Origin of the sequence: Reinekea forsetii (assembly GCF_002795845.1) — a bacterium.
In the GTDB taxonomy this organism is placed as follows: Bacteria; Pseudomonadota; Gammaproteobacteria; order Pseudomonadales; family Natronospirillaceae; genus Reinekea; species Reinekea forsetii.
Genome location: NZ_CP011797.1, coordinates 2,911,287 through 2,938,229, shown reverse-complemented (window position 1 = coordinate 2,938,229; position 26,943 = coordinate 2,911,287). Strand labels below are relative to the sequence as shown.

Genomic DNA, 26,943 nt, shown 5'->3' with positions numbered 1-26,943 from the left:
ACCCAAAGCAGGCTGGCTTAAAGGACAGGGCAATATGGCGCAGGAAATAGAACTAAAACTGACCATCAGTGAACAGTCGATCGACGACTTTCTGGCCCTAGAGTTGTTGTCGGCCTATTCGGCCGAAACAGCTTTTTTGGAAAACACCTACTTTGATACCCCAGCGCGTCAATTGACCCAGGTTGGTTCTGCACTGCGGATACGTAAGACGCCGCAGGGTTATCTCCAGACGCTGAAAACGCGCGGCCTGAACAGTGGCGGTCTGCACCAGCGCGATGAGTGGGAGTATGGCATAACCAGCAATACCCTAGAGATGGCCCTATTTCCCGAACAGGGCCTGCCAGTGGGCCTTCAGGCCGAGCAGCTGGAACCCCTGTTCAGTACCAATTTCACCCGCACCAGCTGGCAAATTACCTATAATCTATCCAAAATCGAGCTGGTACTCGACCTCGGTCAGGTAGCGTGTCAGGCCGGTAGCGACGCCATCTCTGAGCTCGAACTGGAGTTAAAAGACGGCCAACTCTCGGATCTGTTCGCTCTGGCGCTGGAAATAAGTGCGCGAGTGGCGGTGATGCCGTCGGATATATCGAAAGCCGAACGCGGTCATCGCATCTGTAATGGCTTTACCGACAACCATGTTGAATTACCCGATATAGTTCCCCAACAAAGCATGGAAAGTGCCTTTTGTGCCCTGTTTGGCTATGAAATGGAGCGGCTGCAACGCAGTTGGCAAGTGTTTTGGTCCTCGCAGCAATGGCGCCATCTGCAGGAGTTTGTTGTCACGCTGGGCAATATGCATACCGAGATCGAATGGTTCCAAGGCATGATGCCGAAGACGCAGATCGACTATGCCCACGACCAGCTCAAGTGGATCTCCGCAACCGTCACGCCAATCCTATCTTGGTGGCCGGCCTGCTTTGCGCTGTCGCAAGATGCGGAGGACGAACCCAAGTCAGTGGCCATCAGTTTGCAACAAAGTAAGGCTAAAAAGGCTTTAAAGGCCTTGCGGCTGTTACAGAATAATCCAGAATTGGGCAGTCGTATTCTGTGCCTGACCGCCTGGTTGCACGGCCAGCAGTGGCGTGTGGGTCAACTGGCCGAACAGGTCCGTTTTGGTGAGCAACCGGTGACCGATGGTCTGGACTATAGTTTTGACAAGGCATTAAACGAATTGCGCACCGATTGCTTTTCCGGCAGCACCAGCAACGCCCTGTCGCAGTCCCCTGCAGTGCATCGCTTACTGATGTTGTGCCAGTATTTCGACCGACTCTATGGCAAAGAATTGGGTGATCTTCGCGCACCCTTGCAGGCCTTGGAAGATAATTTATCCCGCTTATCGGCCATCGATGTGGTAACTCAGCTGAAAGGTTGGCTCAATGATTTGCCCTTTGAACAACAGGCCAGCATTCACAGTTGGACCCGCTCGCAGACTGTATTGCTGCGTGATATTAAGCAGTTGGCCAATAAGCTAATTAGTGGTCGGGAGGCCTTAGGAGAAAGCCCTATTTGAATTTACTGCCCGGGAAGCTGCAGGTTGACGACCTGCTGATTCAACTGGAAACAAGCCAACGACTCAGCGCGACGCAGGCGGCCAAGGCGCGCAGCCAAAAACGTGACCCTAACACACACGCCATTCACCAGATCGCGGCCTTTGGGCTTGCCGATCAAGCCCACCCGGGTAAAAAACTCACCGCACTCACTCTGACCCAGTGGTTAGCGGAAGCCTTGGACTTAGCCTTTATCCATATAGATCCGCTCAAGGTTGATGTCGAATCCCTTGCCTCGATCATGTCTTATGAATACGCCAAACGCTATTCTTTGTTGCCGCTCAAGGTTAGCGCGGATCGAGTCCAGATTGCCACCAGTGAGCCCCTGTTGACCGGTTGGGAAGAGACCATCGCTCAAGTGACCCGCCGTAAGATCGATAAATTCCTCGCAGTTCCCGATGACATCGCGCGCTTTGGCTTGGAGTTTTACGCGCTCAATCGTTCTGTCACCCGTGCCAGCGGTAAGGGCCAGGGCAGCGGTTTGGGCAATGTCGAACAGCTAATAGAACTGGGCAAACTGGCCAGCCCCGAGGCGAACGATGAGCATATAGTCAATATCGTCGACTGGTTATTCCAATACGCCTTTGAGCAACGCGCCAGCGATATCCATATCGAGCCGCGGCGCGAATATGCGCATATTCGATTGCGCATCGACGGGGTGTTGCATTCGGTGTATCAGATGCCGATTCAGGTCGGCCAGGCGGTATTGAGTCGTATCAAGATTCTTGGCCGAATGAATATCGCCGAGAAACGCCGGCCATTGGATGGCCGCGTCAAGACTAAGACGCCGGATGGCCTTGAGGTTGAATTGCGGCTCTCGACCTTGCCGACCGCCTTTGGTGAAAAACTGGTGATGCGGATCTTCGATCCGCAGGTGTTACTCAAGACCTTCGATCAGCTCGGCCTGTCCGATGACGACCTGACCAATTGGCGCGCCATGATTCGCCAACCCAACGGTATTATATTGGTGACCGGGCCTACCGGGTCGGGTAAAACCACGACCCTCTATGCCACCCTTAAGAGTTTGGCCACCTCTGAGGTGAATGTCTGCACCATCGAAGACCCGATCGAAATGATTGAGCCGGCCTTTAATCAGATGCAGATCCAAGCCACTATCGATCTCAATTTTGCTGAGGGTATTCGCGCCCTGATGCGTCAAGATCCGGATATCATTATGATCGGTGAGATTCGCGACCTGGAAACCGCTCAAATGGCGATTCAGGCCGCTCTAACCGGCCATCTGGTGTTATCGACGGTGCACACCAATGACGCGCCATCGGCGATCACTCGACTGCTCGATCTCGGTGTGCCCGGGTATCTGCTTAGATCGACCATTCTCGGGGTGATGGCGCAACGGTTGATACGCACCCTGTGCCCGCATTGTAAGGCCGAAACGGACATCGACGACGCCACCTGGCAACAGCTGATGCGTCCCTGGTCGGCAAGAAAACCGGCCAGAGTCTATCAGCCGGTGGGCTGCCTAGAATGTCGCAATACCGGCTTCTCGGGTCGGTCGGGTGTCTATGAAAGCTTCGTGATGAGTGACGCTCTAGCGGATCTGGTGCAAGACGGCTGCGATCCCCAAAGCCTGCGCAAAGCCGCTATTCGTCAAGGTATGCTGAGTTTGCGCTTGTCTGGAGCGCGTAAAATAGCGGCCGGTAGCACGACCGCCGATGAAGTTCTGCGCGTGACCCCGGACACCCGTTAGCTCTGGGTCAGCAGCCTGCCAACGGTCGTCCAATGCAACCGCGCTTGGGCCTAGATATAGTAAGTAACCTTGGTCATCAGTTTCGAGACGCCGGTCATAAATTGTTTCACCGGTGGCGAAAATTCAATCCCTCCCGCTGCCAAGGCCTGAGCCTCATGTTGTCGTTCGTCCGTCAACATCTGCTCTAAAATCGCGCTCGAACGGCTATCAATCTGCTCAATCTGTTGCAGATGGGCGCTTAGGTGGTGGCTAACCTGATCTTCGGTCGCAGCGACAAAGCCCAAGGAATAGCGATCTCCTGCGGCACCGGCCAGCGCCCCCAGACCAAAAGACAGACCATAAAAAATTGGGTTCAACCAACTGGTGCGGCCCTGCAACTCCTGCAAGCGCTGGTCACACCAGGCCAGATGGTCGAGCTCTTCTTGCGCGGCCAAGGTCATCTTAGCGCGTACCGTTGGCAACCGAGCGGTGAGTGCCTGACCCTGATACAAACCCTGAGCACAGACCTCGCCGCTGTGATTGATGCGCATTAAGCCCACGCTATGGCGTCGTTCGGCGTCACTGAGCTCGGTTTGGGCCACAGCATGTGCTGGGCTTTGCGTGGCAGCGCTGACGGCACCCGGCGTCAGGGTGCGCAGCGCGTTGTCGAATTGGCCGATCAATCGGTCAGTAAAAGAGAGAATTCTTGGCATGGATGTTTTCCCGGTTTTTCATGATTGTGGGCATAGCTCGGTTCAGCGTCTGGCGTAAGGTTCGAGCCGAAACCGGCTTGGAGAGAAAATATTCCATCCCCGCCTCATCCCCGCCCAAGTCATTGGCCAGTTCGTCGGTCCCGGTCATCATAATAATAATGATATCCTTATTGAGGCTTCCATCCTGACGGATCCGTTGGGCCAGCTCAGCACCGCTCATGGTTGGCATATTTTGGTCTAATATTAGCACATCGATGGGCAGGCCCTTATGGTATTCGTTGTGCAAGTTGGCCAGTGCCGACTGACCATTGCTCATGCTCAGCACCTCTACCGCCCAACTCTTGGACAAGTGCTCGATCACCTTACGGCAGGTCAGGTTGTCGTCGACCACCATCAGGCGCAGGTCTTCCGGCAGCGGCGTGCTGCCCGTCGCCCTGCCAGCATCGAGGTCAGCCGCACTGGCGAGGGGCAGATCGACCCAGAAGCTGGTTCCCCTGCGTAATTCGCTGCTAAGCGTTAATTGTCCTCCCAAGATGCCGACCAAATACTTGCTAATGGGTAAGCCCAAATGCACGTCTTTAGGCAGCTGTTGCTTGGCATCGTGGCTGTCTGGAAAGTGAAATAGCCGAGCTTTTGAGTCCTTTGCCATGCCCGGTCCAGTATCGATTATAGCAAAGCGGATCCGCTGATTTTGCCATGGTTTTACTGTTAGCAACACCTCGCCATGTTCGGTATATTTTAATGCGTTATCAAGCAGATTCGATAGGATCTGACCGATTATATGGGCATTGCCGCGATACTGGGTGGGTATGTCGGGCGCAATATCGAGCACCAGCTCCAGGTGTTTGCTATGGGCAATACGGGAAAAGGGCTGAACTGTATCTTCAATAAGATCAAAAAGGTCGAATTCATCATCGTTTTCCGGCAGTCGGTTTAGGCCGATGCGGATCAAATTCTGCAACTGATCGGCTTCACGCAGCAAGGCAAAGCCAGCATTTTGCACCGTGTTGACATAGTCTTGTTGGTGCGCCGACAGCGTGGTGTCCTGCATAAGCTCGGCCATACCCAACACGCCATTGATTGGGCCGCGAATATCGTGATTCAGTTTTCTTAACAGCGGCCAGTGTACATCGGGGATAACGAGCCCCTCAACCGCCAGTCTGGCACCCTTAGTTTTTGCAGCCTGCCAACTGGCGAGGGTGATCAGGATGGCCGCCAGCACCGCCATGAGACTGAGTGAATACAGCATCGCCCCAGTGGTCGATAGTAAGCCCATCAGGATTAGAGTGGTGCAAATGAAATAGCTCATCAGCACTAGGCAGCCCGCTAAGGCGAGGCGCTCTGAGAAACTGTTGGGGCCACTCTCTATCCAGTAGAGGCTGATAAGGATCATAGCCGTCGGTATAACGAAGCTGTGTACTGCCAGCAGGTCGATGGTGAACGGCGAGCAAGCCAGTCCGAGCAAAATGATCAACAATCGGCCGAGCCAGATCAGTGCATCGGCTACCCAACGGGAAAACTGATCGGCACGCATCGTGGTAAGCATTCCAGTCATGGCCATCAGGGTCATAAAAGCCCCGACATTAATGGCGCCCACCTCAATATAGGCGATATTGGCTAGCCACTGGGTGATATGGCCGTTCCAGCCGTTCAGGTTGATCAAAACACCCAGATTGAGTACGGCTGCCCAGATGGCAGTGCCAATCCGAAAGAGATAATAGGCATGGCAGCTGATGCCGATGGCCATCAGGACCAGCATGAGCACTAGTGTATTAAACTGTAGGCTGGTGCGCAGTGCGCGGACTAGAGTCGCCTCATCGACCAGGCGCACGGCCATATTGGTTGCGGCGATAGGGTCAATCCTTAGAAACAGCTGCTGAGTACCGGCTTCCAGTGCTATGGGCAGAATATAGTTACCCAACTGATAAGGCCGGTCGTTTAAGCCCATATCAGCCCCGGTGGCAACGTGCTGATAACCACTTGCGGCGTCGAGGTTATAATACAGCTCTGCCGTGGCCAAAAAGGGGGCTTCCAGAATCAGAAACAGACGCAGTGAGCGCTTGGTCAGATTATCGACGGCAAAGGTAAGCCAGGTCTCCGACGCAAGCTGATGGTATCCGATTTCCGAGCCATGGACCGGAGTGAACTGGCGCAGGATGGCGGGGCTGATCACCTCAAGGATTGGGTAAGGATCGCTTGGCGTATTGAGATAGGCGCCGTTTGAGACCACATTTGCATTGAGATAAGGTTGCTCGATCTGAATGGACTCAAAGCCCTGGGCCCAAGACCAGATGTTGGTAAACAGGCATATCAACAGCAGGCGTTTTAGCATGAGAACCCACTATCCGGTAAGAGCGAATAAGTAGTATAGCGGCGGCGCTGAGATCGGTGAGAGAACCGGAAAATTTTTTTTCAAAAGCCCAGGTCACTGGCCGGGACCGAGCGCTGCTCAGCAGCTCCGGCCAGTGTTTGGAACAACGATCAGCTGTCGCGATTGATCGCCTTGTGACCGATGTCGGTGCGGTAATAGGCTCCTTGCCATTGTATCTCCGCCACACCAAGATAAGCCTGTGCTTGTGCCAGCGCGACCGTGTCGCCCAGGGCCGTTACGCAGAGTACCCGACCACCTTGGGTGACCAGACCCTGTTCGGCATCGAGCCGAGTACCGGCTTGAAACACCTTAGTGCCGGCTCGTTCTGCCGCGGCAATACCGGCAATTGGGTCGCCTTGGCGATAAGCGAACGGATAGCCGCCGGCGGCCATAACCACACCCACGGCGGCGCGCTCATCCCAGAGCGCCGTCTGCTCGGACAATTGACCGTTGATGGCCGCCAGACACAACTGGCCCAGATCAGACTGCAGACGCATCATAATGGGTTGAGTTTCCGGATCGCCGAAGCGGCAATTGAATTCCAAGACATAGGGGGTGCCATCGGCAGCGACCATAATGCCGGCATAGAGAAACCCGCGGTAGCGATTGCCTTCGGCAGCCATGCCCTGAACGGTCGGGTAAATCACCTCTGCCATTATCCGTTGGTGAATGGCATCGCTCACCACCGGTGCCGGTGAGTAAGCCCCCATGCCGCCGGTGTTGGGGCCCTGATCGCCATTGTCGCGCGCCTTATGATCCTGTGAGGTGGCCAGAACCAAGACGTCCTCACCATCGACCATGACGATAAAACTGGCCTCTTCACCGCTCAGGAACTGTTCTACCACGACACGCGCGCCAGCTGCACCAAACTTATTGCCTGATAGCATATCCTGGACCGCTTCGATGGCCTCGGCATTGGTCTGAGCCAGGATAACACCCTTACCCGCGGCTAGGCCGTCGGCCTTGATGACTATCGGCGCGCCCTTGGCTTCGATGTAGGCAATAGCTTCACTTTCATCGGTAAACACGCCATAAAATGCCGTGGGGATCTGGTGTCGGGCGAGGAAATCCTTGGCAAAGGCCTTGGAGCCTTCCAGCTGAGCCGCGGCCTGAGTGGGTCCAAATACCGCGAGACCCTGGGCTTCAAAAAAGTCCACGATACCAGCCACCAGCGGCACTTCGGGCCCGACGATGGTCAGTTCGACCTCATTGGCGCGAGCAAAGTCGGCTAGGCCGGCAAAATCCAGCACGTCGAGTGCAACGTTTTCAATACCCGGTTCTGCGGCGGTGCCGGCATTGCCCGGCGCAACAAAGGTGCGGCCAGCGGATTCAGCTTGGCTAGCGCGCCAAGCCAGGGCGTGTTCGCGCCCGCCATTACCAATAATCAATATGTTCATAATGCTATCCTCTAGTGGCGGAAATGGCGCATGCCGGTAAAGACCATGGCAATGCCATGCTCATCGGCGGCGGCTATAACTTCGTTGTCGCGCATACTGCCGCCGGGCTGAATAACGGCGCTGACACCCATCTCGGCGGCCTGATCCAGGCTATCACGGAAGGGCAAGAAGGCCTCAGAGGCCATCGCCGAGCCGGTGATCTCCAGCCCCTCATCCTTTGCCTTGATGTTCGCAATAATGGCGCTGTAGACCCGGCTCATCTGCCCTGCACCGATGCCGGTGGTGAGGCCGTCTTTGGCGTAGACGATGGCATTGGATTTAACGAACTTGGCCACTTTCCAGGCAAATAAGAGATCTTCTATCTGTTGTTGTGAGGGCGCCAGTTTGGTCACTACACGCAGATCGTCGGCGCCGATCATACCCAAATCCCGGTCCTGCACCAGTAATCCGCCGGTCACCCGTTTGAAATCGAGCGCCGGGGTCGGGGTCGACCAATAGCCGCAAGCGAGCAGTCGTATATTCGGCTTGCTGGCAACCAATGCCGCGGCTTCGGCCGAGACCGCGGGCGCAATGATTACCTCGACAAACTGCTTGCCAATGATGGCATCGGCCGCGGCCACATCGAGCTCCCGGTTAAAGGCAATGATGCCACCAAAGGCGGACGTGGTATCGGCTGAAAAGGCGCGTTGATAGGCTTCTTTTAGCGTTGCGCCGGTGGCCACACCACAGGGATTGGCATGCTTGACGATAACGCAGGCCGGGGCGGAAAAGCTCTTCACGCATTCCAGGGCCGCGTCGGTATCGGCAATATTGTTGTAGCTCAGGGCCTTACCTTGCAGCGTGGTGATGGTGGCAATGCCCGCTTCGCTGGCACCCTCTTCGATATAGAAGGCCGCGCGCTGATGTGGGTTTTCACCATAGCGCATGATATCTTTTAAGATAAATTGGCTATTAAAGGTATTGGGGAAGTCGGCACGCTCTGGGATCGCCGAGGCCGGTGTGTCGACCGGCACTGTACCGAGATAGTTGGCGATCATGCCATCGTACTGAGCGGTATGTTCAAAGGCGGCACGTGCTAGTGCAAAGCGGGTGGCGGCGCTGAAACCCCCATCTAGGTCCCACTGTTCGATCAGCTCCGGGTATCGGTCGGCGCTGACCACGATGGCAACATCCTTATGGTTCTTGGCGGCCGAGCGGACCATGGTTGGCCCCCCGATGTCGATGTTTTCGATCGCGTCGGCCAAACTGCAATCGGCATTGGCAATGGTTTGGGCAAAGGGATAGAGGTTCACTACGACCAGATCGATGGCGCTGATGCCGTGTTCGCGCATAACCTCATCGTCGATGCCACGCCGCCCCAATATCCCACCGTGGATCAATGGATGCAGGGTTTTGACGCGACCGGCCATCATTTCGGGGAACGCAGTCACTTGGGACACTTCGGTGACCTCTATATCGTTCTGTTGCAGCAGCTTAAAGGTGCCCCCGGTGGAGATAAGGGTAACGCCGCGGGCGCGCAAGGCGCGGGCAAACTCGACAATACCGGTCTTATCGGAAACGCTGATTAGCGCGCGTTTAGGGGCAATTACGGATGCAGATTGGCTCATGGAGTCCTCGAAACGGGTCATAGTGGTTAAAATTTGATTGATCGGTCAAAAAATAAGGGCGCAGAATGAACAAAGGCGACCGCAGTCGCCTTTTATTAGAGCCTTAAAGAAGCCCATACTCCTTCAGCTTTTTGCGTAAGGTCCCGCGATTTAAACCCAAGACCTTGCTGGCCTTGGTTTGATTGTCGCGGCAATAACGCATCACCGCTTCCAGCATAGGTGCCTCAACCTCGGTCAAAACCATCTGGTGGACGTTGGTAACGTCCTGCCCCTCAAGATGGGAAAAATAATTGCGCATGGCAATTTCAACGCTGTCACGCAAGGTCTGGGGCTGTTCGGCGGCCGCCTGGTAAGTCAGGCTGTCGGGAGAATCGCTCTTGGGCGCGAAAGTATCTAGGTTCATGCGGTGGTTTCCTTAAGTCGTTCAAAATTGTCAAAAAGTGTATTGATTGCGCCGAGTTGCAGTTGACTGCTCTCAAGCAGAATAATTTCTTGGTAACTGTGTTTGGGTAGGCCTTGTCCGCCCAAATACCAACCCAGGTGTTTGCGGGCAATGCGCACGCCCATAAAGTCACCGTAGAATTGGTGCAGTGCCTGAACATGTTCGTTCAGGGTGCGTTGTACCGTGTCCATATCCGGTTTTGGTAGCTCTTCACCGGTCAATAAAAAGTGATTGATGGCATTAAAAATCCACGGATTGCCTTGCGCGGCACGGCCAATCATGACCCCGTCAGCTCCGGTCAGGTGTAATACGGCTTTGGCCTTATGGACGCTATCGATATCGCCATTGGCCAGTACTGGGATGCCAACTGCCTGTTTTACCGCGGCGATGGTCTCGTATTCGGCCTCACCCCGAAAGGCATCGGCTCGGGTACGGCCATGCACTGACAAGAGGGCGATACCGCAGTCCTCTGCCATCTTAGCAACGCGAACGGCATTTTTTAACTCCGCATCCCAACCGGTGCGGATTTTCAGGGTCACCGGGACATCCACAGCCGCGGTGACTGCTCGCAATATATCGGCGACCAGCTGTTCGTCTTTAAGCAAGGCCGACCCGGCGGCACGGTTACACACCTTCTTGGCCGGGCAACCCATGTTGATATCGATGATTTGGGCCCCCAAGACGACATTTTCGCGCGCGGCGTCAGCCATCATGGTGGGTTCACCGCCGGCTATCTGGACGCTGATTGGTTCACCCTCGCCGTCATGGTTCAGTCGCCATTGGGATTTATTGCTTTTCCATAGGCGAGTGTCACTCGTCACCATTTCTGACACCACTAACCCAGCCCCTAAGGCCCGGCAGAGTTTGCGAAAGGGTTGATCTGTAACACCAGCCATCGGCGCAAGCACCGTCGGCTGATCTATGGTATAGGGTCCAATTTTAAACACAATAAATCGTTCAAAAAACGCTCAACTTAGGGGCGCGGAAGCATAGCTGTTCTTGGGGGCTAAAGAAAGTGAGAACTTCGCAATAAAGCCATTATTTCAGGCTTTTTGTTGCCTTAGGGTGGAAACCCAAGGCGCCCCCCTGCGGGCACACTAAAGCTTGGGTTTTCAACGGCTTAGCTTAGGGTTGCAGCAAGGCGCCGATTAGGAAGGGCTTAATAATAGCTGGTAGTTGACGGCACCGGCCACCGGCGTCCGGATCGCTAGAGAAACATAAATTCGGGTATTAATGGGCATCAGTTCGACCCCGGTTAATTCACCCTTGAGATACTCGTCCGGATGATACCGTTGATCGGCTACCAGCTTGCCATTTACATCAGTGTATTGCAGTAGTAGCAGCGGAAACGCCTGCTTAAAGGGTGCCCTATTGGTCAAGACAATATCGACCATGCGCAGGTCTTTCAGATTCGGATCCTTATGCTCGCGCACCAGCAGGGAGCTGCGGATATTGTCCAGGTCTACCTGAGCCGGTAGGCTGCAGCCCAGCACGTTGCAGGCGCTCTGATAGAGGCCCCGCCATTGATCCATGCGCGCATAGTGATTGCGCTCCAGCCAGGCTAATTGGCCGGCCAACACTAGGAGCAAACCAACCACCGCAATCCAACCCAGAGGCCGCAATCGATGTAACCGGTCCTCCAGCTGGAAATCCAGATCTGGGGCGTGGTTGACCTTATTGACCACTTGCGAGGCGGTCTGCGGCATCGGGAAGTCCGGTTCAAAACTGGCTGACCTCCTTGCTGGTGCCACAGGTTTGGCCAGGGACCCTGTTGCGCGTTGATTAACCTCGCCAGCATTGAACACAGCTGTCATGGGCTTGGTATCGTTCTCCATATCCTCAAGAATGGACTCGGCCCAGCGTTCGTCTTGCTCATCGGGATCGGTCAACCCCGGCGTATTGAGTTCTTGAGCTTCGCGTTGAAAATGATCGACTTTACGGTTCGGCTTGTTGGTCGAGTCGTCTAGGTTGCGGAAACTGTCAGACAGCTCGCCAAAACCCTCCTCCGATGCATCGTCACCGAACAGGCGATCATCGGCGTTGTCATCGAAAATAAAGTCATCATCACCATCGGCAAAGACAAATTCGTCCTCGGAGGCTGAAAATCCGCCAAATTTTGACTCAGGCTCTGGCCCAGGCGCTGCCGGGGGTCGCGGTGCGGGTTGACGTGGACTCGCAGGCTTGGTCTCGGTTTTAGGCGCACTGGGCTTGGCGGCCGGCGCGGCTGCGGGGCGATTGCCCGATGAGGGGCTGGTGACGAGATGGTTTCGGGCACCGAATACTTGCAAGCACGCACCGCATCGAACCGATCCATTGGCCACAGCCAACTGCTCGCTTCTAACCCGGAACGATGTCCCACAATGGGGGCATTGCGTAATAAACGATTCAACCATTACTGTATATCCTTGGGCATCCATGCTTAACAAAAATTATCGTTGAGATTGGCTGTTAATATTTTGCCAAGTCGATAGCCGATTCTAAGACGTTCAATAGGGGCCTAACATCGGGCCAAAGCCTTTGGCTGAGCCGATCGAGCCAAGATTATAGTCGTTCTCGTACCGCTTTGCGCCGGCCGCTTAAGCGCACCCAGCCGTCCAAGGTAACCACCGGATCGAACGTGATAGTCGCGCTGTAAGCAGCCATAACCGTGTCCGCCTGATGGGCTAATATACCGGAAAGTACTAAGGGTTGTCCGGGTTTTAGGTAGCTGGCGATAGCATCACTGAGATCGCATAGGGGCCCGGCCAAGATATTGGCGATGACTATCTGATAATGACTTTCTAGGTCATTGGTATCGGTGGTAACAAAATACCGCTCTGCGGCGATATTATTTACCGCCGCGTTGTTATCCGTCGCGATGAGTGCTTGCGGGTCTATATCGATACCGGTCATGCGCTCTGCGCCGAGTAACAGAGCCGCGAGCCCCAATATGCCCGAGCCACAGCCATAATCCAAGACCGTATCGCCGGCTTGGATATGGTCATTTAGCCACTGCAAGCACAAAAAAGTCGTGGGATGGGTACCGGTACCAAACGCCAGGCCGGGGTCCAGCTTTAGGTTGACCCCAGCCGCATCGGGCGGCGTCTGCCAGGAGGGTACGATCCACAAGCGATCTCCACAGGCGATGGGTTTGAAATTGTCCATCCACTCCCGTTCCCAGTCCTTATCTTCCAAAATCTCGGTGCTGATTGAAGCGACCCTAAGCTGGTGAGCGGCAATCACGGAATCCATGAGCGCGACCAGGTGGGCGACATCCACATCCTCTTCAAATAGGCCTTGAATGGTGGTGTGCTGCCACAGCGGTGTGGTGCCGCGGATCGGTTCGTAAACTGGTTGATCGTCTGTGTCGATTAGGGTGACGGCTTTACAGCCAGCTAGCAGCAAGGCATCTTCCAGTATCTCACTGTGTTCGGGCAGGGTGGCAAGTCGTATTTGTAACCAAGGCATCGGGTTATCTCAATAATTTTGCCAATAATAGCAGAATGGTGGGCTGTTTTTGCATGCTTCTAGGCTCGGAATTCAAAGGCTCGGGCGACCTTGTGGTGCCCGAACCTTCGCTGCGGGACTACTGTTCGTCGGCCAGCTTGTGCTCAAGATAGTGAATATTGACACCACCTTCGATAAAAGCGGCATCGAGAACCAGTTTCTTGTGCAGATCGACGTTGGTTCGAATACCACCGATAACCAGTTCATCCAAGGCCGATGCCATGCGCTTTAGGGCTTCGGCACGGGTCGGAGCAAAGGTGATCAGCTTGCCGATCATCGAATCATAGAAGGGTGGTACCGAGTAGCCGGCGTAGATATGAGAGTCCCAACGCACGCCTAAGCCACCCGGTGGATGGAACTGGGTAATGCGACCCGGGCTGGGCATAAAGGTTACGGCGTCTTCGGCATTGATACGGCATTCAAAGGCATGGCCTTCGATTTTGACCTGTTCTTGAGTGTAAGTCAGGGGCAGGCCCGCTGCTATATTCAACTGTTCCTTGATGATGTCGACACCGGTGACCATTTCTGAGATCGGGTGCTCCACCTGAACACGGGTATTCATTTCAATAAAGTAGTAATGGCCCGCTTCATAGAGAAACTCGAAGGTGCCGGCACCGCGGTAATTGATATCAATACAGGCCTTGACGCATGCGTCTTGCACGGTCTGTCGTGCGGCCAGGTCGATGTGTGGTGCAGGGGCCTCTTCGAGCACCTTTTGGTGCCGCCGTTGCAAAGAGCAATCACGATCGCCCAAATGAATGGCGTGACCCTGGCCATCGGACAAGACCTGGATTTCAACATGGCGAGGATTGGTTAAAAACTTCTCCATGTAGACCGTGCCATCGCCAAAAGCCGCGGCCGCTTCGGTCTGGGTAATGGTGATGGAGCTGAGCAGATCCTGTTCTTTGTGGACCACACGCATGCCGCGCCCGCCGCCGCCAGAGGCAGCCTTGATAATCACGGGATAACCGATACGCAAGGCAATGCTCTTACACTTAATTGGGTCCGTCGGTACGGCACCGTCAGAACCCGGTACCGTTGGAACGCCGGCTTTTTTCATGGCCTGAATGGCCGACACCTTGTCACCCATAAGTCGGATGACCGCGGCCGTTGGTCCAATAAATTTGAAGCCAGATTTTTCGACCTGCTCGGCGAAATCGGCCCGTTCGGCCAAGAAGCCATAACCGGGATGGATGGCATCAGCGTGAGTCACTTCGGCCGCAGCAATAATAGCGGGAATATTCAGGTAGCTGTCAACCGAGGCGGCCGGCCCAATACAGACGGCCTCATCGGCCAACTTGACGTGCTTCAGTTCTCGATCGGCGGTGGAATGAACCGCGACCGTCTTAATGCCGAGTTCTTTACAGGCACGCAAAATGCGCAGCGCGATTTCACCTCGATTGGCAATTAAAACTTTGTTCAGCATGGGGCTACTCCGCTTAGCTGATCATGACCAGTGGTTGATCAAATTCTATCGGCTCACCGTTTTCGGCGAGAATGGCGGTGACGGTACCGCTCTTGTCGGCTTCGATTTGGTTCATCATCTTCATCGCTTCGATGATACAGATGGTGTCCCCGGCCGAGACCTTCTGGCCAATTTCAACAAAAGACGAGCTGGTTGGTGACGGCGAACGATAGAAGGTACCCACCATCGGAGACTTGACGGCGTGGCCGGCCGGCGCAACGGGCGCTGGGCCAGCTGCTGGGGCTTCAGGGGCCGCCGGAGCGCTCATCTGCATGGGTGCCTGTTGCGCAGCCTGGAAGGCATATTGGGCCGGTGCAGCGGCTAAGCGTGAGGTGCGGCTGATGCGAATGGATTCCTCGCCTTCAGAAATCTCAATTTCATCGATGTTGGATTCTTCCAACAACTCTATAAGCTTCTTGACCTTACGAATGTCCATGCTATGACCTCTAATTATTGATTCTGTGGTGTTTTATTAGTTAAGTATTCACTGGCTGCGGTAAGCGCCAAGAGATAACTCGTTTGTCCAAAGCCAGCAATCACCCCGACCGCTATCGACGATAGGTAGGAGTGCTGACGAAAATCTTCTCGAGCGTGCACGTTCGACAAATGCAGCTCGATAAAGGGTGTTTTTACCCCAGCCAAGGCATCGCGGATAGCGATGCTGGTATGGGTAAAGGCACCCGGGTTGATCAATATCATGTCTGTACCATCGGTCAGGCTCTGATGAATTCGATCAATCAGGACCCCTTCGTGGTTACTCTGCAGGTGGACTAGCGTGTGTCCCAAGGTGCTCGCATCCGCGGACAATTGCGCCACTATATCGGACAAGGTGCTGGCACCATAGAGCTCCGGCTCACGTACACCGAGCAGATTGAGATTTGGTCCATTTAGTAACAGCAACGATGCCATGGTTCACCCTGGGTTTGAGTTTAAGTCTATTTGTAGCGAAAAGTCGCTAAAAAACAAGTATTAGCACAAGATAATCAGGAAAACACCAATGCACAACGGGTAGGGTGAATTTTAGTTGTGAAAAATGTTCAATAAATACTGTCTTTTACTCAATTCGGCCCCAAATACGCTCAGAACAGCATCTGTTTGCGCTCACCGAGCGGATTTTGGCAAGGAATGTGACCGCTGGCCTATTGGCAGGGCGCGGGTCTGGCGTTACCCTCAAGTGGCTATTTAATGGAGACAATTTAGCATGTTAAAGGTTCAATTTAAGCGCTTTTGGAACGGTTTAAGACACCAATCGTCGAATGCCCCCGGCACCAAGACTGTTGGCAAGAGTTTGAAATACTGGCTTATGGCTGGATTGACCCTGATATTGTTGCTGTGGACAGCACTTGGACTGTATTGGAGCAACTCGCCAGCGGTGGCCAATGTGGTCAGCCTGGCCCAACAATCCGCCAAGGCTCAAGGTAAGCAAGCGGTAGTTGGCTATACCACCGCCTACACTCTGCGCCATCTAGCCGACACCCTGCTGACCAAGCCGGGCGGCTACCTGTCAAACGACGTCACCCCGCCGTCTATCTTTTTGGATAACATGCCTAGCTGGGAATTTGGTGTGGTGATTCAGGTGCGCGACCTCTCCCGAGCCTTCCGTAAGGACCTCAGTCGCTCCCAGTCCCAGTCGACCGAAGATCCGGATCTGGCCGAAGCCGAACCGCTGTTTAATTTCAATAACGACAGTTGGATCTTGCCCTCAACCGAAGGCGAGTATCGCAATGCTATCGGGTATATCGATAGTTATATGACCCGGTTGGCCGACCCCGCCAACGCTAAGGCGCAGTTTTATGCCCGAGCCGATAATCTGTCAAATTGGTTGCGAGATGTCGAAACCCGGCTTGGCTCGCTCTCTCAGCGTCTAAGCGCCTCGGTCGGCCAGCAACGCTACAATACCGATATGGCCGGGCAGGCGAGCGCCGAGCAATCGACCCCGACCGAGAAGCAGACCCAAATCAAGACCCCGCGTCTGTTGGTGGACAATGTTTTTTATGAAGCCCGAGGCACCTCGTGGGCGTTGATCCATATGATGCGCGCGATCGAAGTCGATTTTGCACCGGTGCTCGAGGACAAAAATGCCCTGGTCAGCTTGCAACAAATCATCCGCGAGCTGGAAGCCACCCAGGAAGCGATTTGGTCACCGATGATCCTTAATGGCAGCGGCTTTGGTCTAATACCCAGCCATTCTTTGGTGATGGCCAATTACATTTCGCGCGCCAATGCCGCCATTGTCGATCTGCGGGAACTGTTGCAGAACGGCTAGTCCGAGGCACCCATAAAAAAAGCGACCTAGGTCGCTTTTTTTATGCCGAACAATTGGCAATGTTATTACTTTTTGTCAGCTGCGAAGGATTCGCTGATGATAGCGCGAGCGCGATCGGCGTCGGCCCAGCCCTTGACCTTGACCCATTTGCCCACTTCTAAGGCCTTGTAGTTCTCGAAGAAGTGCTTGATTTGCGCCAGCAGTAGCGGCGGCAGATCGGTGGCTTCCTTAACGTCGGTATAGAGGGCGCTGAGCTTGTCGTGCGGTACAGCGATGACTTTGGCATCTTCACCGGCCTCGTCGGTCATTTCTAATACGCCGACTGGGCGGCAGCGAATCACCGCACCGGGGGCTACTGGGTAAGGGGTAACGACTAACACATCTACCGCGTCGCCATCATCGGCCAAGGTATGAGGGATATAGCCGTAGTTGGCCGGGTAAAACATCGGCGTCGCCATAAAACGATCGACCATCAGAGCATCCATATCTTTGTCGATCTCATACTTAATAGGCGCATGATTGGCCGGGATCTCGATTACTACGTAAATATCATTGGGTACATCTTTGCCGGCGGGGATCTGGGTGTAGCTCATAATGGGCCTCGTTTAGGGTCGTTGCTCGAAAAGGAAAAAATTAGAGGCGCAGTATATAGGGTGCGCCTTGTCATACCAATTTTATGAGGTGATTTTATTGAAGCGCTCAAAATAATCCGGAAACGTCTTGGCGGTGCAGCCTGGGTCGTTGATCACAATGCCGTCTGTGGCAAAGGCTGCGAGCGAAAAGCACATGGCCATTCGGTGGTCCTTATAGGTATCGATGGCGGCCGGCGTGACGCGTTGGGGCGGTGTAATGCTTAGATAATCGCGGCCTTCTTCCACGATCGCGCCGAGTTTACGCAGTTCGGTGGTCATCGCTGCGATACGGTCGGTTTCCTTAACGCGCCAATTGTAGATATTGCGGATCACCGTGGTACCTTCGGCAAATAGGGCCGCGACGGCGATCGTCATGGCCGCATCAGGGATATGGTTTAGGTCCAGATCGATCGCCTTGAGCGGGCCCTGGTGCGCCACCTCAATCCAGTTTTCCGAGCGCAGCACTGTAGCCCCCATCTGTTCCAGCACCTCGGCAAAGCGGATGTCGCCCTGCACCGAGGCGGTCCCCACCCCGTGAACTCGAACTGGGCCACCGCCGATGGCGCCGGCTGCGAGAAAATAGCTAGCACTGCTGGCATCACCTTCGACCAGAATCTTGCCCGGTGACTGATAGCTCTGTAAACCATCGATGACAAAGCTCTGGTAGTCGTTATTGACGACCGTGACGCCAAAGCGTTGCATAACATCGAGCGTGATATCGATGTAGGGCTTGGACACCAGTTCACCAGTCACGCTGATGGTCAGGGGTTGCTTTAACAAGGGTGCGGCCATCAAAATCGCCGTCAAGAATTGGCTCGAGATACTCCCTTCGATGGCCACGGGTGCCGCCGTGAGTGGCTGCGCGCTAATCTTAAGGGGCGGAAAGCCAGCGCTCTGCTGATAGTCAACATTTGCTCCTAGGGCTTGCATAGCTTCGATCAGGTCGCCGATTGGACGCTCGAACATGCGTTCTTCACCGGTCAGAATGAATTCGCCGCTGCCGAAACACAGTGCCGCAGCCAGGGGTCGCATGGCGGTCCCGGCATTGCCGAGAAAGATGGTTTCACTTTGGCCGCGCGCCAAGGGACCATCGAGCCCAACAACCCGACATTGGGTGCGCTCGGCATTGAGTTCGTAGCGGACACCAAGCTGAGTCAGAGCTTGCAGCATATGCTGGACATCGTCGCTGTCTAATAAATTATCGATAACAGTCGTGCCCCGACTGATAGCCGCCAGCAACAGGATACGATTGGATAAGCTTTTTGAGCCCGGGATGGTTACTTCACCGTGGGCTTGGCTTAATTTGGGTAGGGTTAACGATTCCATAGCTATTAGACGCCGAATGAACAAAGGATTTTGCGCTATTGTAAGGCAGTTGCGGGTGATCTTGCACCCTCAGCAATAGAAATCAAAACTGTCTTGTGCGATCTGCACTGCCATGGAATGCGAGTTTTGCGGGCTCAGGCCGCTCCGGCTCGAGGCATGGCATGGCCGTCATGCCTATTTGACGATGAGAATATCGACCGTGATTCGGTCCAGCACCTTCTCGGCGGTATGACCCAGTAGCCAACGTTCGAAGCCGGATCGGGACACCGCGCCCATGATGACAATGTCGATATCGTTTTCATACAGGTGGTCCGGAATAACCTGTACCGGGGAGCCCATCTCAAGTTTCGCCAAGTCCGTTGCGATACCCTTACTCGAAGCCAAGCTGGCTAATGCATCCAGATGTTGCTGGCGGATTTCCTCGCTGATATCGGTTGAGTTGATGGCCGGTTGGTCCAGGTAAATCATTAGGGGTGTTGGGTCATAGACGTGCAAGAGCTGAACTTGGCCGTCCAGCTGAGCCGCCAGATCGAGGCCGCATTGGATAATATGGTCGTCGAGAAAGCTCGGTTTGTCATTGCTGCGAACTGGGTCGACGGCCGCCGTGACCGTTACCTTCGGGTGCCAGGCAGTGCCCTTCGTCAAGAGTAGGGGCACTGGGCAATGGCGAATCAGTTCCCAATCGGTTTGGCTGAAAAAGGTGCGTTGGATAACATTCTGGTGGTGTGTCGCCTTGACCACCAGGTCGACCGAATTGCCATCTATATAGTTGAGCAGCGCGGCACCAGCATGCTTATCCCATACCGCTTCGGTGTGCACGACAATGTCCTGGGCACGGGCGATGGCTGCCAGGCTATCGAGTCCAATGAGCAGCCTTGACAGGTAGGCGTCGCGAGCATTTTCGGCCAGGTTCTGGAGATTGTTTAGGGCGCCGTCATAGCCAGAGGTGAAAAGCGTCATGCGCGAGCCGGTTTTTTTTGCCAGGATGGCCGCCTTTTCGACCGCCGTAACACTTTCTTCCGATTGATCCAATAAAACGATGATCTGGCGTAATTCAAACATGGTCGTCCCTCCAGCAGGCATAACGGAACGCGGTTGAGTTAATAAACCGCGATGGCTACCTGTTAGCCTAGAAAGGACAGGGGATTTTGTGCTGATCTACATCAAGGAATGATTTGGAAGACCACAACCACCTTTTGCACGCCATTGACCTCTGAGGCAATTTCAACAGCCTGTGCGGCTGTTTTTTCACTGACTCGACCCATCAGGTAAACAATACCTTGCTGGACCACCAGTTCGATATTGGACGATGGAAAGAAGTCGGTGGTAAACATTCGCGAGCGGGTCTTAACAGAGAGCCACTTATCGTTCGCTTTGAGGCCGGTGGAAATATTCGGTTCAGCCGTGAGGTGGTTGTGTATCGCCTTAATTTGGGTATCGGTTTTCAACAGCCCGGTTGCCAAGGTCACCAGTTCGGCGGTCGGCACCTGGCCGACAATCAGAACCACGCCGGCGTTGACCTGAATGTCGACATTGGCGTCCCCATAACGTTGATCTAATTTGACCAGGTTTAACTTGAGACGAGTTTGAATGTTCTTATCGTCTATCACCTCACCCATGGTGCGACCTTCTGGGTCCGGTCGAATGGGGTCTTCGGTGATGCTACCGCGGATAGTCGCACAGCCGGTGAGCAGCAGGACCAATAACCAAGGCAGGATGTAAAGGCGATTCATAATTCGTTTCCAAAGATAGCATTTTCAATGAGTTCAACTAGGCAGTTCAAGACCAGATGATGGGTCAGCTGGACACAACTGTCCCGGTCGCTTTCCACACGCAGTTCCATATCGTTATCGTCGAGCAAGGTGGCAACATCGCCGCCACTGCCGCCGGTCAGTGCAATGACGCAGACGCCCTGTTCGTGCGCCGCCTGAACCGCTTTGATCAGAGCCGAGGCATTGCCGGTTGAGGAGAGGATCAGGAGTATGTCGGGTGCATGGCAGAACGCGCGCACTTGTCGGGCATAGATATCACCTGGCCCGCTGTCATAGGCGACAGCACTGGTTAGGATGCCATCATTACTGAGCATTAAGGCGGGCAAGCCGGGCCGGTCGCGTTCGAATCGACTGAGCATTTGAGCGGCAAAGCCGGCCCCGAGAGCGCCAGAGGCACCCATGCCACAGACGACAATCTTGCCATCATTGATAAGGCAGTCGGTCATGACTTCGCTGGTCTGTTCGATCAGGCTGTCCAATGTTTCGGCGGCCATTTGGAATGTTTCTAATGCCAGGCCGAGCTGGTCAATAATTATGTCTTGTGGGTTCATATGGTGGCTAAAAAAGCTCCTTTAATCCACTGCGCTTGTCGGTTGATATTGATGCCGATGACATCGAAGCGCATGAAAAGTTTACTTAAATGGGCATGGGTCAAAATATAGTATTGGGCCGTCTTGGTCAGCTTCTTTTGCTTGGCTAGGTTGACGGTGGCCGCAGCGGAACCAAAATGAGTATGGGCTCGATAGCGAACCTCGACAAAGACTAATTCTCGTTGCGAGCGGCAAACCAGGTCAATTTCACCAAACCGACTGCGAAAATTGCGCTCCAGGACCGCCAAGCCGGCCGTGACCACTAGGTTTTCGGCCAAACGCTCAGCGTCCGCGCCAGTCTTGAGGTGACTTGGCTGGTCTGACTTCATTGCAGCAGGTCAGTAGCGGGCACTTGGCGTATCAGTCCATCTTGAACCTCGGCCCAGTCCAGCTCGCGCTGAATCCTGCCGTTTTCGGTCAGTGTCATGGCGCCGGTCACGCCCTGAATTCGAACGTCATTAAAAACCGACATTTGCGCCAAGCGCGGATACAGCCGATAGGCATCAACCCCTAGGGCGACCAAGGCCGCATAATTATCCAGGCTTTCCGGGAAGGCCTCGGCCACGCGGTTCTTGATCGGGCTGGGCGCTAGGCGCCAAGGCATCTCAACAAAGCGCACGCCCTCTAGGTCTTTATTCTTATCTGGGTCATCGACCCCAGAATAGAGAATCGAGGTCGCCACCACAGGCAGATCGACGCCGCGCTGATAGTTAAGAATGGGTTTCAGTTGTCGGGCCTGAGCTGGAAAGGCGAGCATGAAAACCATATCGATATCTTCTCGACGACGGAATTCAAACACCAGATCCTCGTCCAGTTTGCGCCGCAGTAATTGATAACGCTCCTCACTGTCTTGAATATTCAACGCATTCTTTATGTTAGTAAGATATTGATCGGGCTGGCTAAAGAAAGCTTTACTGGCGATAACTCCGCCCTTGAGCTGCCAGAAGCGAACAAATGCATCGCTGACCCGCTCGCCCCAGGCGCTATCCGGTGCGACAATCATCACGCGGCGCACGCCTTGCTGCCAGATGTCATTGGCTACCTGAATCGCTTCATCCTCGGGGGCGAGGCCAAATTGGTAAAAGTTGGTGACCCGTTCGACGCGGCTGTCTGCGTAATTTAACGCCAATACCGGGATGGGCAGGTCTTGAATGCCCGCCATGCGCTGAACTTTAACCTTGGTCAAGGGGCCAATAATCGCTTGGGCGCCCTCTGCGGTGGCCTGTTTGTATAGGGCGCCTATGTCTTCATTGGCGGCCGTATCATAAAAGGTCAGCTCCGGTGTTTCTTGGCCATACTGACGGGCCTGATACCAGGCGGCGAGTAAGCCGTTGCGAATCGCATTACCGGCTTTTTCCAGTGATCCTGATAAGGGTAGCAGGATGCCCAGGCGAGTCGGTTGGTTCAGGGTGAGTTCGGTCAACATCTGCAGGCTGCGGGGCAGGCGTTTGGCGGCCGGGTGTCGGCTATTGGCCAGTTGCCACTGTTCTACCACGGATTGCAGGCGGCTCAATTCGCCGTCTTCCGTTCGGCTGATTAGGGCCAGTTCAATCCATCCGGTCAGATCTGGGCTCGATTCGGTATTAACTAGGCTTAACAGCTGCTCTTGAGGGACCAGCTGCAGATCAAACCAAATCTGTTCTTGATTGGTAATGGCTGTCTCACCTTCAAGCACTGGCGCTAAAAAAATTCGTTCGCGCGCCGCAGAGAGCGATCGGCCTGAAAACTCATAGGCTTCCGCGCGTTTTAGATTGAGCGCGATCTGCTCCTGAAGTGGCAAGCCGTCTAACAAATAGGCATACTCGCCGCTCAACCAGCTCAGGGCCTCCTGGCCATCGCCCAAGATCAGTGCAATATTGGCATTGGCCAGCACATAGCGGGTTTGTTGGTCGGTTAATAGCTGATTAAAGCTCAAGCTGTGTAACAGGATACGGGCTTCATCGACTTGACGCTGTGCGATATAGTCTTCGATAGTTGTTATCTGCTGATTGACCAAAGGCTCGGACTCAGGCTCGGCCGTCGGCGCGATAATAACCTGCGGTGCCACGATGACCGGAGGAGGTGCCACCACAGTTGTGGCGCAGCCCTGCAGTAAGGCAAGAACAAGCAGTGACAACAGCGTAGCTGTGTTAGCAAACGAGCAAATTCGCATGGTCCGGTGAACTTATGTTTGAGTACCCGTGCATTCTACTCAGTATTCACCGTAAAAGTCATTCGGTCATCACAATTGACTGTGTAAGAGAACGGAAAATGAACAGCAACCAGATCATTAGAAATACTTTATATGTCGTGGCCACCCCCATCGGCAACCTGGCCGACATTTCCGAACGGGCGCAACAGGTCTTGCGTTCGGTCGATCTGATTTGCTGCGAGGATACCCGGCACAGCGCTCGATTGATGGATCATCTCGGCTGCACGACCCCGCTCCTATCATTGCATGAGCACAATGAACGTGATCGCTCGGCCATGATCGTTGAGCGCCTGCAATCGGGGCAGTCTATTGCCCTAGTCAGCGATGCGGGTACACCGTTAATTTCAGACCCCGGTTATGTCTTAGTTAATCACGTGATTGACGCCCAGTTGCAGGTGGTGCCTATTCCCGGCGCCAGTGCGGTGATTACCGCTTTATCAATCAGTGGGCTACCAACCGATCGTTGGCGCTTCGAAGGCTTCCTGCCGAGTAAAACCGGCGCCCGGCTAAAGATCCTGAATGCCTTGGCCACAGACCACCTGACCCTGGTCTTTTACGAGAGCAGTCATCGTATCGAGGGGTCGCTCGCCGATATGGCGATAGCCTTTGGCGCCGATCGGCCGATTGTCGTGGCGCGCGAGTTGACTAAAACCTTCGAGACCGTCCTGCGCGGCACCATCGCCGACGTGCAGCAGGCTGTGGCGGCCGATAACAACCAGCGCAAAGGTGAATTTGTGGTTCTGGTGCAAGGTGTGGCGACCGAGGTGGTCGGCATTGGCGATGAGCGAGTGGTCGCATTGGTCAATGAACTAACCGCCATTCTGCCGCCGAAGAAGGCCGCTGCCATCGTGGCCAAGGTATTTGGCGGTTCAAAAAAGCTTTATTATGAATATATTGTCGCCTTGGGTAGCGAATAAACTTGCCTTCCTGAGGATTTCCGGTATTTTGCCGCTCGGGAGACAGCTAGACAGTCGCCGCTTGCTTGCAAGGGGAGGAAAGTCCGGGCTCCATAGGGTAAGGTGCCAGTTAACGGCTGGGCGGCGTGAGCCGACGGAAAGTGCAACAGAGAAGAGACCGCCAGATGGGCAACCGTTTGGTAAGGGTGAAACGGTGCGGTAAGAGCGCACCGCGACTCTGGTAACAGAGTTGGCATGGCAAACCCCACCTGGAGCAAGACCAAATAGGGTTCCATTAAGGCGTGACCCGCGCTGGAACCGGGTAGGTCGCTTGACTGTGTGAGCGATTACACGGCTAGATGAATGACTGTCCACGACAGAACCCGGCTTATCGGCTGTCTCCCACCTTTATTCTAAACCCTGTTTACGCAGGGTTTGGGGTTCCATTACTGCGTACCGACCCAGGTCGCCTGCCGCAGGACTAGTAGAATAGCGTTAGTCTGGCCGTGCGCCTCGTTACGATCTGCTTTTCTTTATTTCCCCTCTTTCCCTGGTTAGTTTCATTCCAAAACAATCTAACACTTAAGGTATTACATTAACTTCATAACCTAAGCCGAGTGCTCGTCTGTATTTTGTGTTGTTAGTGGGCGCTAACTTTTCTGCTCGGTTTTGCCACCCACATTTTAACCTACTGTTTTTAAAGGCTTTTCTCGTTTTTTTATTGTTAGCGCAGGCTTGCTTGTGGGTCATGGGGCCTTTATAGTGTCAAATAGTGGGGTAAAGTGGATAAATGTGGAGTTTATCCGTTCGTAAGCGGTTACTAACTGTAGGTTAATTTGGAGTCGCCAGTGGCGTTGAACGACAATTATATGTTGCGAGGAGTGCACTCCTTGGCGTTAGACGTCAAGGGTCGGATTGCCATGCCTAGCAAATATCGTTCACTCCTTGAGCAGCTGGCCAATAATCAGTTAGTGATCACTATCGATACCGAATCTAAATGCCTGCTGATCTATCCCCTCGCGGAATGGGATCTTATTCAGGAAAAGATATCGGCACTGTCTTCCTTTAACAAAGCAGCTCGGCGTATACAGCGACTGCTAATAGGCTACGCCACTGACGCGGATGTCGATACCGCCGGACGACTACTGATTGCCGGCCCGCTGCGCGAATACGCCCAGCTCGACAAGAAAGTGGTGTTATTAGGGCAAGGCAACAAATTTGAACTGTGGTCTGAATTACTGTGGAACGAGGCGCGAGATGAGTATATAGCCGCCGCCGGCAGCGATTCGGCCATGACCGCTGAATTGGAGCAAATCTCGTTATGAGTCCCGTTGACGCCGCTCAATTTCAGCATGAAACCGTATTATTGGTAGAGGCCGTCGAGGCCGTTTTGGCGGGCGAGGGTTTCTATATAGACGGCACCTTCGGCCGCGGCGGTCACAGCCGCCATCTGCTTTCCAAGGTGGGTCCAACATCCCGCTTACTGGTAATCGACAAGGACCCGCTGGCCATTGCCGAAGCGCAGCGTCTCGCCGCCCAAGATAGTCGAGTCACCGTGGTCCAAGACGGCTTTGCGAATCTAGCCCAGGTGGTCGCCGAGCAAGGCCTGACCGGTCAGGTTTGTGGTGTTTTGTTGGACTTGGGCGTGTCATCGCCTCAGCTAGACGATGCCCGGCGCGGTTTTAGTTTTCAAAACGATGGCCCGTTAGATATGCGCATGAACCCAGACGAAGGGCTCAGTGCCGCACAGTGGCTGACCGTAGTGAAGGAGGTTGACCTAGCCAACGTCCTGTTTCAATACGGTGATGAGCGCTTTAGTCGGCGCATCGCCAAGGCGATCGTAGCGGCTCGACAGGAGCAGGCACTAACCTCTACCACCCAGTTAGCCGAAATCATTAAGGTCGCCCATCCCAAGTGGGACCATAAACGCCACCCGGCGACTAAGTCGTTTCAGGCTATCCGAATCTTTATTAACGGCGAGCTAGTCGAGTTGGAGCAGGCGCTCAACGCAGCCATAGAGGTGCTCAAGCCCGGTGGTCGCTTGGCCGTGATTGCATTCCATAGCTTGGAAGATCGGGCGGTTAAACACTTTATTCGCCTTCAGGCCAATGGCCCTGAATTACCGCCTGGTTTGCCTATTCCGGAGTCTGACATAGTGCGCACGATGCGCGCTGTCGGTAAGGCGATTAAACCCAGCAAGGACGAGGTTGCAGTTAATGTTCGCTCACGCAGCGCCGTGCTTAGAATTGCGGAAAAGCTCTAAGGATGTCGGTGTCACCGGCCGCTTGGGGTCTGCTAGTGCTTGAGGTCTGCGTGGTGTTGATTACCGCCTTCGGCATTGTTTCGGTGACGTACCAGACGCGCGGGCAGTTTGCATTGATAGAGCAGGGCCGGCGAGCGCAGCAGGTCCAGTGGGAAGAATGGGGCAGGTTGCTGTTAGAAGAGAGTGCGTTTTCCTCACCGTCGCGCGTCGAACGCGTCGCGCGTGAGCAATTAGAGATGATATTACCCAGTGTCGAAAACATTCGAGCAATGGAATACAAATAAAAAGAGGG

25 protein-coding genes and 1 other RNA gene are annotated in these 26,943 nt (G+C 54.3%); 8 read left to right on the top strand and 18 right to left on the bottom strand.

The window, feature by feature from the left end:
- The first annotated feature begins 34 nt into the window (after positions 1–34).
- Together REIFOR_RS13445 and REIFOR_RS13440 are read left to right on the top strand one after the other, a co-directional pair.
- Positions 35–1,510: a CYTH domain-containing protein gene (locus REIFOR_RS13445; protein WP_158524388.1), complete on the top strand. Its 1,476-nt coding sequence runs from the start codon at positions 35–37 to the stop codon at positions 1,508–1,510.
- Positions 1,507–3,255, top strand: coding sequence for a type IV pilus assembly ATPase TfpB (locus tag REIFOR_RS13440; protein WP_100258051.1), 1,749 nt, complete (start codon positions 1,507–1,509; stop codon positions 3,253–3,255). The genes REIFOR_RS13445 and REIFOR_RS13440 overlap by 4 nt, the downstream gene beginning before the upstream one ends.
- Positions 3,256–3,305: 50 nt before the next feature.
- Here REIFOR_RS13440 and coq7 read toward each other — a convergent pair whose 3' ends face one another.
- The 11 genes from coq7 to aroQ all read right to left on the bottom strand — a co-directional run bounded on the left by coq7 (position 3,306) and on the right by aroQ (position 15,624).
- Positions 3,306–3,947, bottom strand: a complete 642-nt coding sequence (coq7, locus tag REIFOR_RS13435; protein WP_100258050.1) for a 2-polyprenyl-3-methyl-6-methoxy-1,4-benzoquinone monooxygenase — start codon at positions 3,945–3,947, stop codon at positions 3,306–3,308.
- Complete coding sequence (locus tag REIFOR_RS13430) at positions 3,922–6,279, bottom strand: response regulator (protein WP_100258049.1); 2,358 nt, start codon at positions 6,277–6,279, stop codon at positions 3,922–3,924. The genes coq7 and REIFOR_RS13430 overlap by 26 nt, the downstream gene beginning before the upstream one ends.
- Positions 6,280–6,428: 149 nt before the next feature.
- Positions 6,429–7,715, bottom strand: a complete 1,287-nt coding sequence (gene purD, locus REIFOR_RS13425; RefSeq protein WP_100258048.1) for a phosphoribosylamine--glycine ligase — start codon at positions 7,713–7,715, stop codon at positions 6,429–6,431.
- A gap of 11 nt (positions 7,716–7,726) precedes the next feature.
- Positions 7,727–9,322, bottom strand: a complete 1,596-nt coding sequence (gene purH / locus REIFOR_RS13420; RefSeq protein ID WP_100258047.1) for a bifunctional phosphoribosylaminoimidazolecarboxamide formyltransferase/IMP cyclohydrolase — start codon at positions 9,320–9,322, stop codon at positions 7,727–7,729.
- Between the two features lie 103 nt (positions 9,323–9,425).
- A complete protein-coding gene (fis, locus tag REIFOR_RS13415; RefSeq protein ID WP_100258046.1) occupies positions 9,426–9,725 on the bottom strand; it encodes a DNA-binding transcriptional regulator Fis in 300 nt (99 codons plus the stop codon).
- Positions 9,722–10,711, bottom strand: coding sequence for a tRNA dihydrouridine synthase DusB (gene dusB, locus REIFOR_RS13410; protein WP_100258045.1), 990 nt, complete (start codon positions 10,709–10,711; stop codon positions 9,722–9,724). Before dusB ends, fis begins: the two co-directional genes overlap by 4 nt.
- Before the next feature lie 201 nt (positions 10,712–10,912).
- Positions 10,913–12,157, bottom strand: a complete 1,245-nt coding sequence (locus REIFOR_RS13405; RefSeq protein WP_158524387.1) for a DUF3426 domain-containing protein — start codon at positions 12,155–12,157, stop codon at positions 10,913–10,915.
- Positions 12,158–12,305: 148 nt separating this feature from the next.
- Positions 12,306–13,211 (bottom strand): 50S ribosomal protein L11 methyltransferase, encoded by a 906-nt coding sequence (gene prmA / locus REIFOR_RS13400; protein WP_100258043.1) that lies wholly within the window; start codon positions 13,209–13,211, stop codon positions 12,306–12,308.
- Positions 13,212–13,329: 118 nt separating this feature from the next.
- A complete protein-coding gene (gene accC, locus REIFOR_RS13395) occupies positions 13,330–14,676 on the bottom strand; it encodes an acetyl-CoA carboxylase biotin carboxylase subunit (protein WP_100258042.1) in 1,347 nt (448 codons plus the stop codon).
- A gap of 13 nt (positions 14,677–14,689) precedes the next feature.
- The gene (gene accB, locus REIFOR_RS13390) at positions 14,690–15,151 is read right to left on the bottom strand and encodes an acetyl-CoA carboxylase biotin carboxyl carrier protein (protein WP_100258041.1); all 462 of its coding nucleotides are present in this window, start codon (positions 15,149–15,151) and stop codon (positions 14,690–14,692) included.
- 14 nt (positions 15,152–15,165) lie between these two features.
- Positions 15,166–15,624, bottom strand: coding sequence for a type II 3-dehydroquinate dehydratase (aroQ, locus tag REIFOR_RS13385; protein ID WP_100258040.1), 459 nt, complete (start codon positions 15,622–15,624; stop codon positions 15,166–15,168).
- Positions 15,625–15,916: 292 nt separating this feature from the next.
- On the opposite strand from aroQ, the gene REIFOR_RS13380 reads away from it, so the two are divergent.
- Complete coding sequence (locus REIFOR_RS13380; RefSeq protein WP_193437304.1) at positions 15,917–16,981, top strand: DUF2333 family protein; 1,065 nt, start codon at positions 15,917–15,919, stop codon at positions 16,979–16,981.
- Positions 16,982–17,046: 65 nt separating this feature from the next.
- Here REIFOR_RS13380 and ppa read toward each other — a convergent pair whose 3' ends face one another.
- The 7 genes from ppa to REIFOR_RS13345 form a co-directional block, all read right to left on the bottom strand.
- On the bottom strand, positions 17,047–17,574 hold the full coding sequence (ppa, locus tag REIFOR_RS13375) for an inorganic diphosphatase (RefSeq protein ID WP_100258039.1): 528 nt from the start codon (positions 17,572–17,574) through the stop codon (positions 17,047–17,049).
- Between the two features lie 81 nt (positions 17,575–17,655).
- Positions 17,656–18,939 (bottom strand): 3-phosphoshikimate 1-carboxyvinyltransferase, encoded by a 1,284-nt coding sequence (aroA, locus tag REIFOR_RS13370; RefSeq protein ID WP_100258038.1) that lies wholly within the window; start codon positions 18,937–18,939, stop codon positions 17,656–17,658.
- A gap of 174 nt (positions 18,940–19,113) precedes the next feature.
- Positions 19,114–20,001, bottom strand: a complete 888-nt coding sequence (locus REIFOR_RS13365; RefSeq protein WP_158524386.1) for a universal stress protein — start codon at positions 19,999–20,001, stop codon at positions 19,114–19,116.
- A gap of 101 nt (positions 20,002–20,102) precedes the next feature.
- Positions 20,103–20,672, bottom strand: a complete 570-nt coding sequence (locus tag REIFOR_RS13360) for a BON domain-containing protein (protein WP_100258036.1) — start codon at positions 20,670–20,672, stop codon at positions 20,103–20,105.
- On the bottom strand, positions 20,669–21,262 hold the full coding sequence (locus tag REIFOR_RS13355; RefSeq protein ID WP_100258035.1) for a D-sedoheptulose-7-phosphate isomerase: 594 nt from the start codon (positions 21,260–21,262) through the stop codon (positions 20,669–20,671). The genes REIFOR_RS13360 and REIFOR_RS13355 overlap by 4 nt, the downstream gene beginning before the upstream one ends.
- Complete coding sequence (locus tag REIFOR_RS13350; protein WP_100258034.1) at positions 21,259–21,630, bottom strand: YraN family protein; 372 nt, start codon at positions 21,628–21,630, stop codon at positions 21,259–21,261. The genes REIFOR_RS13355 and REIFOR_RS13350 overlap by 4 nt, the downstream gene beginning before the upstream one ends.
- On the bottom strand, positions 21,627–23,417 hold the full coding sequence (locus tag REIFOR_RS13345) for a penicillin-binding protein activator (RefSeq protein ID WP_158524385.1): 1,791 nt from the start codon (positions 23,415–23,417) through the stop codon (positions 21,627–21,629). Before REIFOR_RS13345 ends, REIFOR_RS13350 begins: the two co-directional genes overlap by 4 nt.
- A gap of 134 nt (positions 23,418–23,551) precedes the next feature.
- On the opposite strand from REIFOR_RS13345, the gene rsmI reads away from it, so the two are divergent.
- The 5 genes from rsmI to ftsL all read left to right on the top strand — a co-directional run bounded on the left by rsmI (position 23,552) and on the right by ftsL (position 26,935).
- Positions 23,552–24,409 (top strand): 16S rRNA (cytidine(1402)-2'-O)-methyltransferase, encoded by an 858-nt coding sequence (gene rsmI, locus REIFOR_RS13340; RefSeq protein WP_100258032.1) that lies wholly within the window; start codon positions 23,552–23,554, stop codon positions 24,407–24,409.
- 38 nt (positions 24,410–24,447) lie between these two features.
- Positions 24,448–24,795, top strand: an RNA gene (gene rnpB, locus REIFOR_RS13335) — RNase P RNA component class A.
- Between the two features lie 462 nt (positions 24,796–25,257).
- Positions 25,258–25,713, top strand: coding sequence for a division/cell wall cluster transcriptional repressor MraZ (mraZ, locus tag REIFOR_RS13330; protein ID WP_100258791.1), 456 nt, complete (start codon positions 25,258–25,260; stop codon positions 25,711–25,713).
- Entirely contained in the window at positions 25,710–26,651 is a 942-nt protein-coding gene (gene rsmH, locus REIFOR_RS13325) for a 16S rRNA (cytosine(1402)-N(4))-methyltransferase RsmH (protein WP_100258031.1), read from the top strand. The genes mraZ and rsmH overlap by 4 nt, the downstream gene beginning before the upstream one ends.
- A gap of 2 nt (positions 26,652–26,653) precedes the next feature.
- Positions 26,654–26,935: a cell division protein FtsL gene (gene ftsL / locus REIFOR_RS13320; RefSeq protein ID WP_100258030.1), complete on the top strand. Its 282-nt coding sequence runs from the start codon at positions 26,654–26,656 to the stop codon at positions 26,933–26,935.
- The last annotated feature ends 8 nt before the right edge of the window (positions 26,936–26,943 follow it).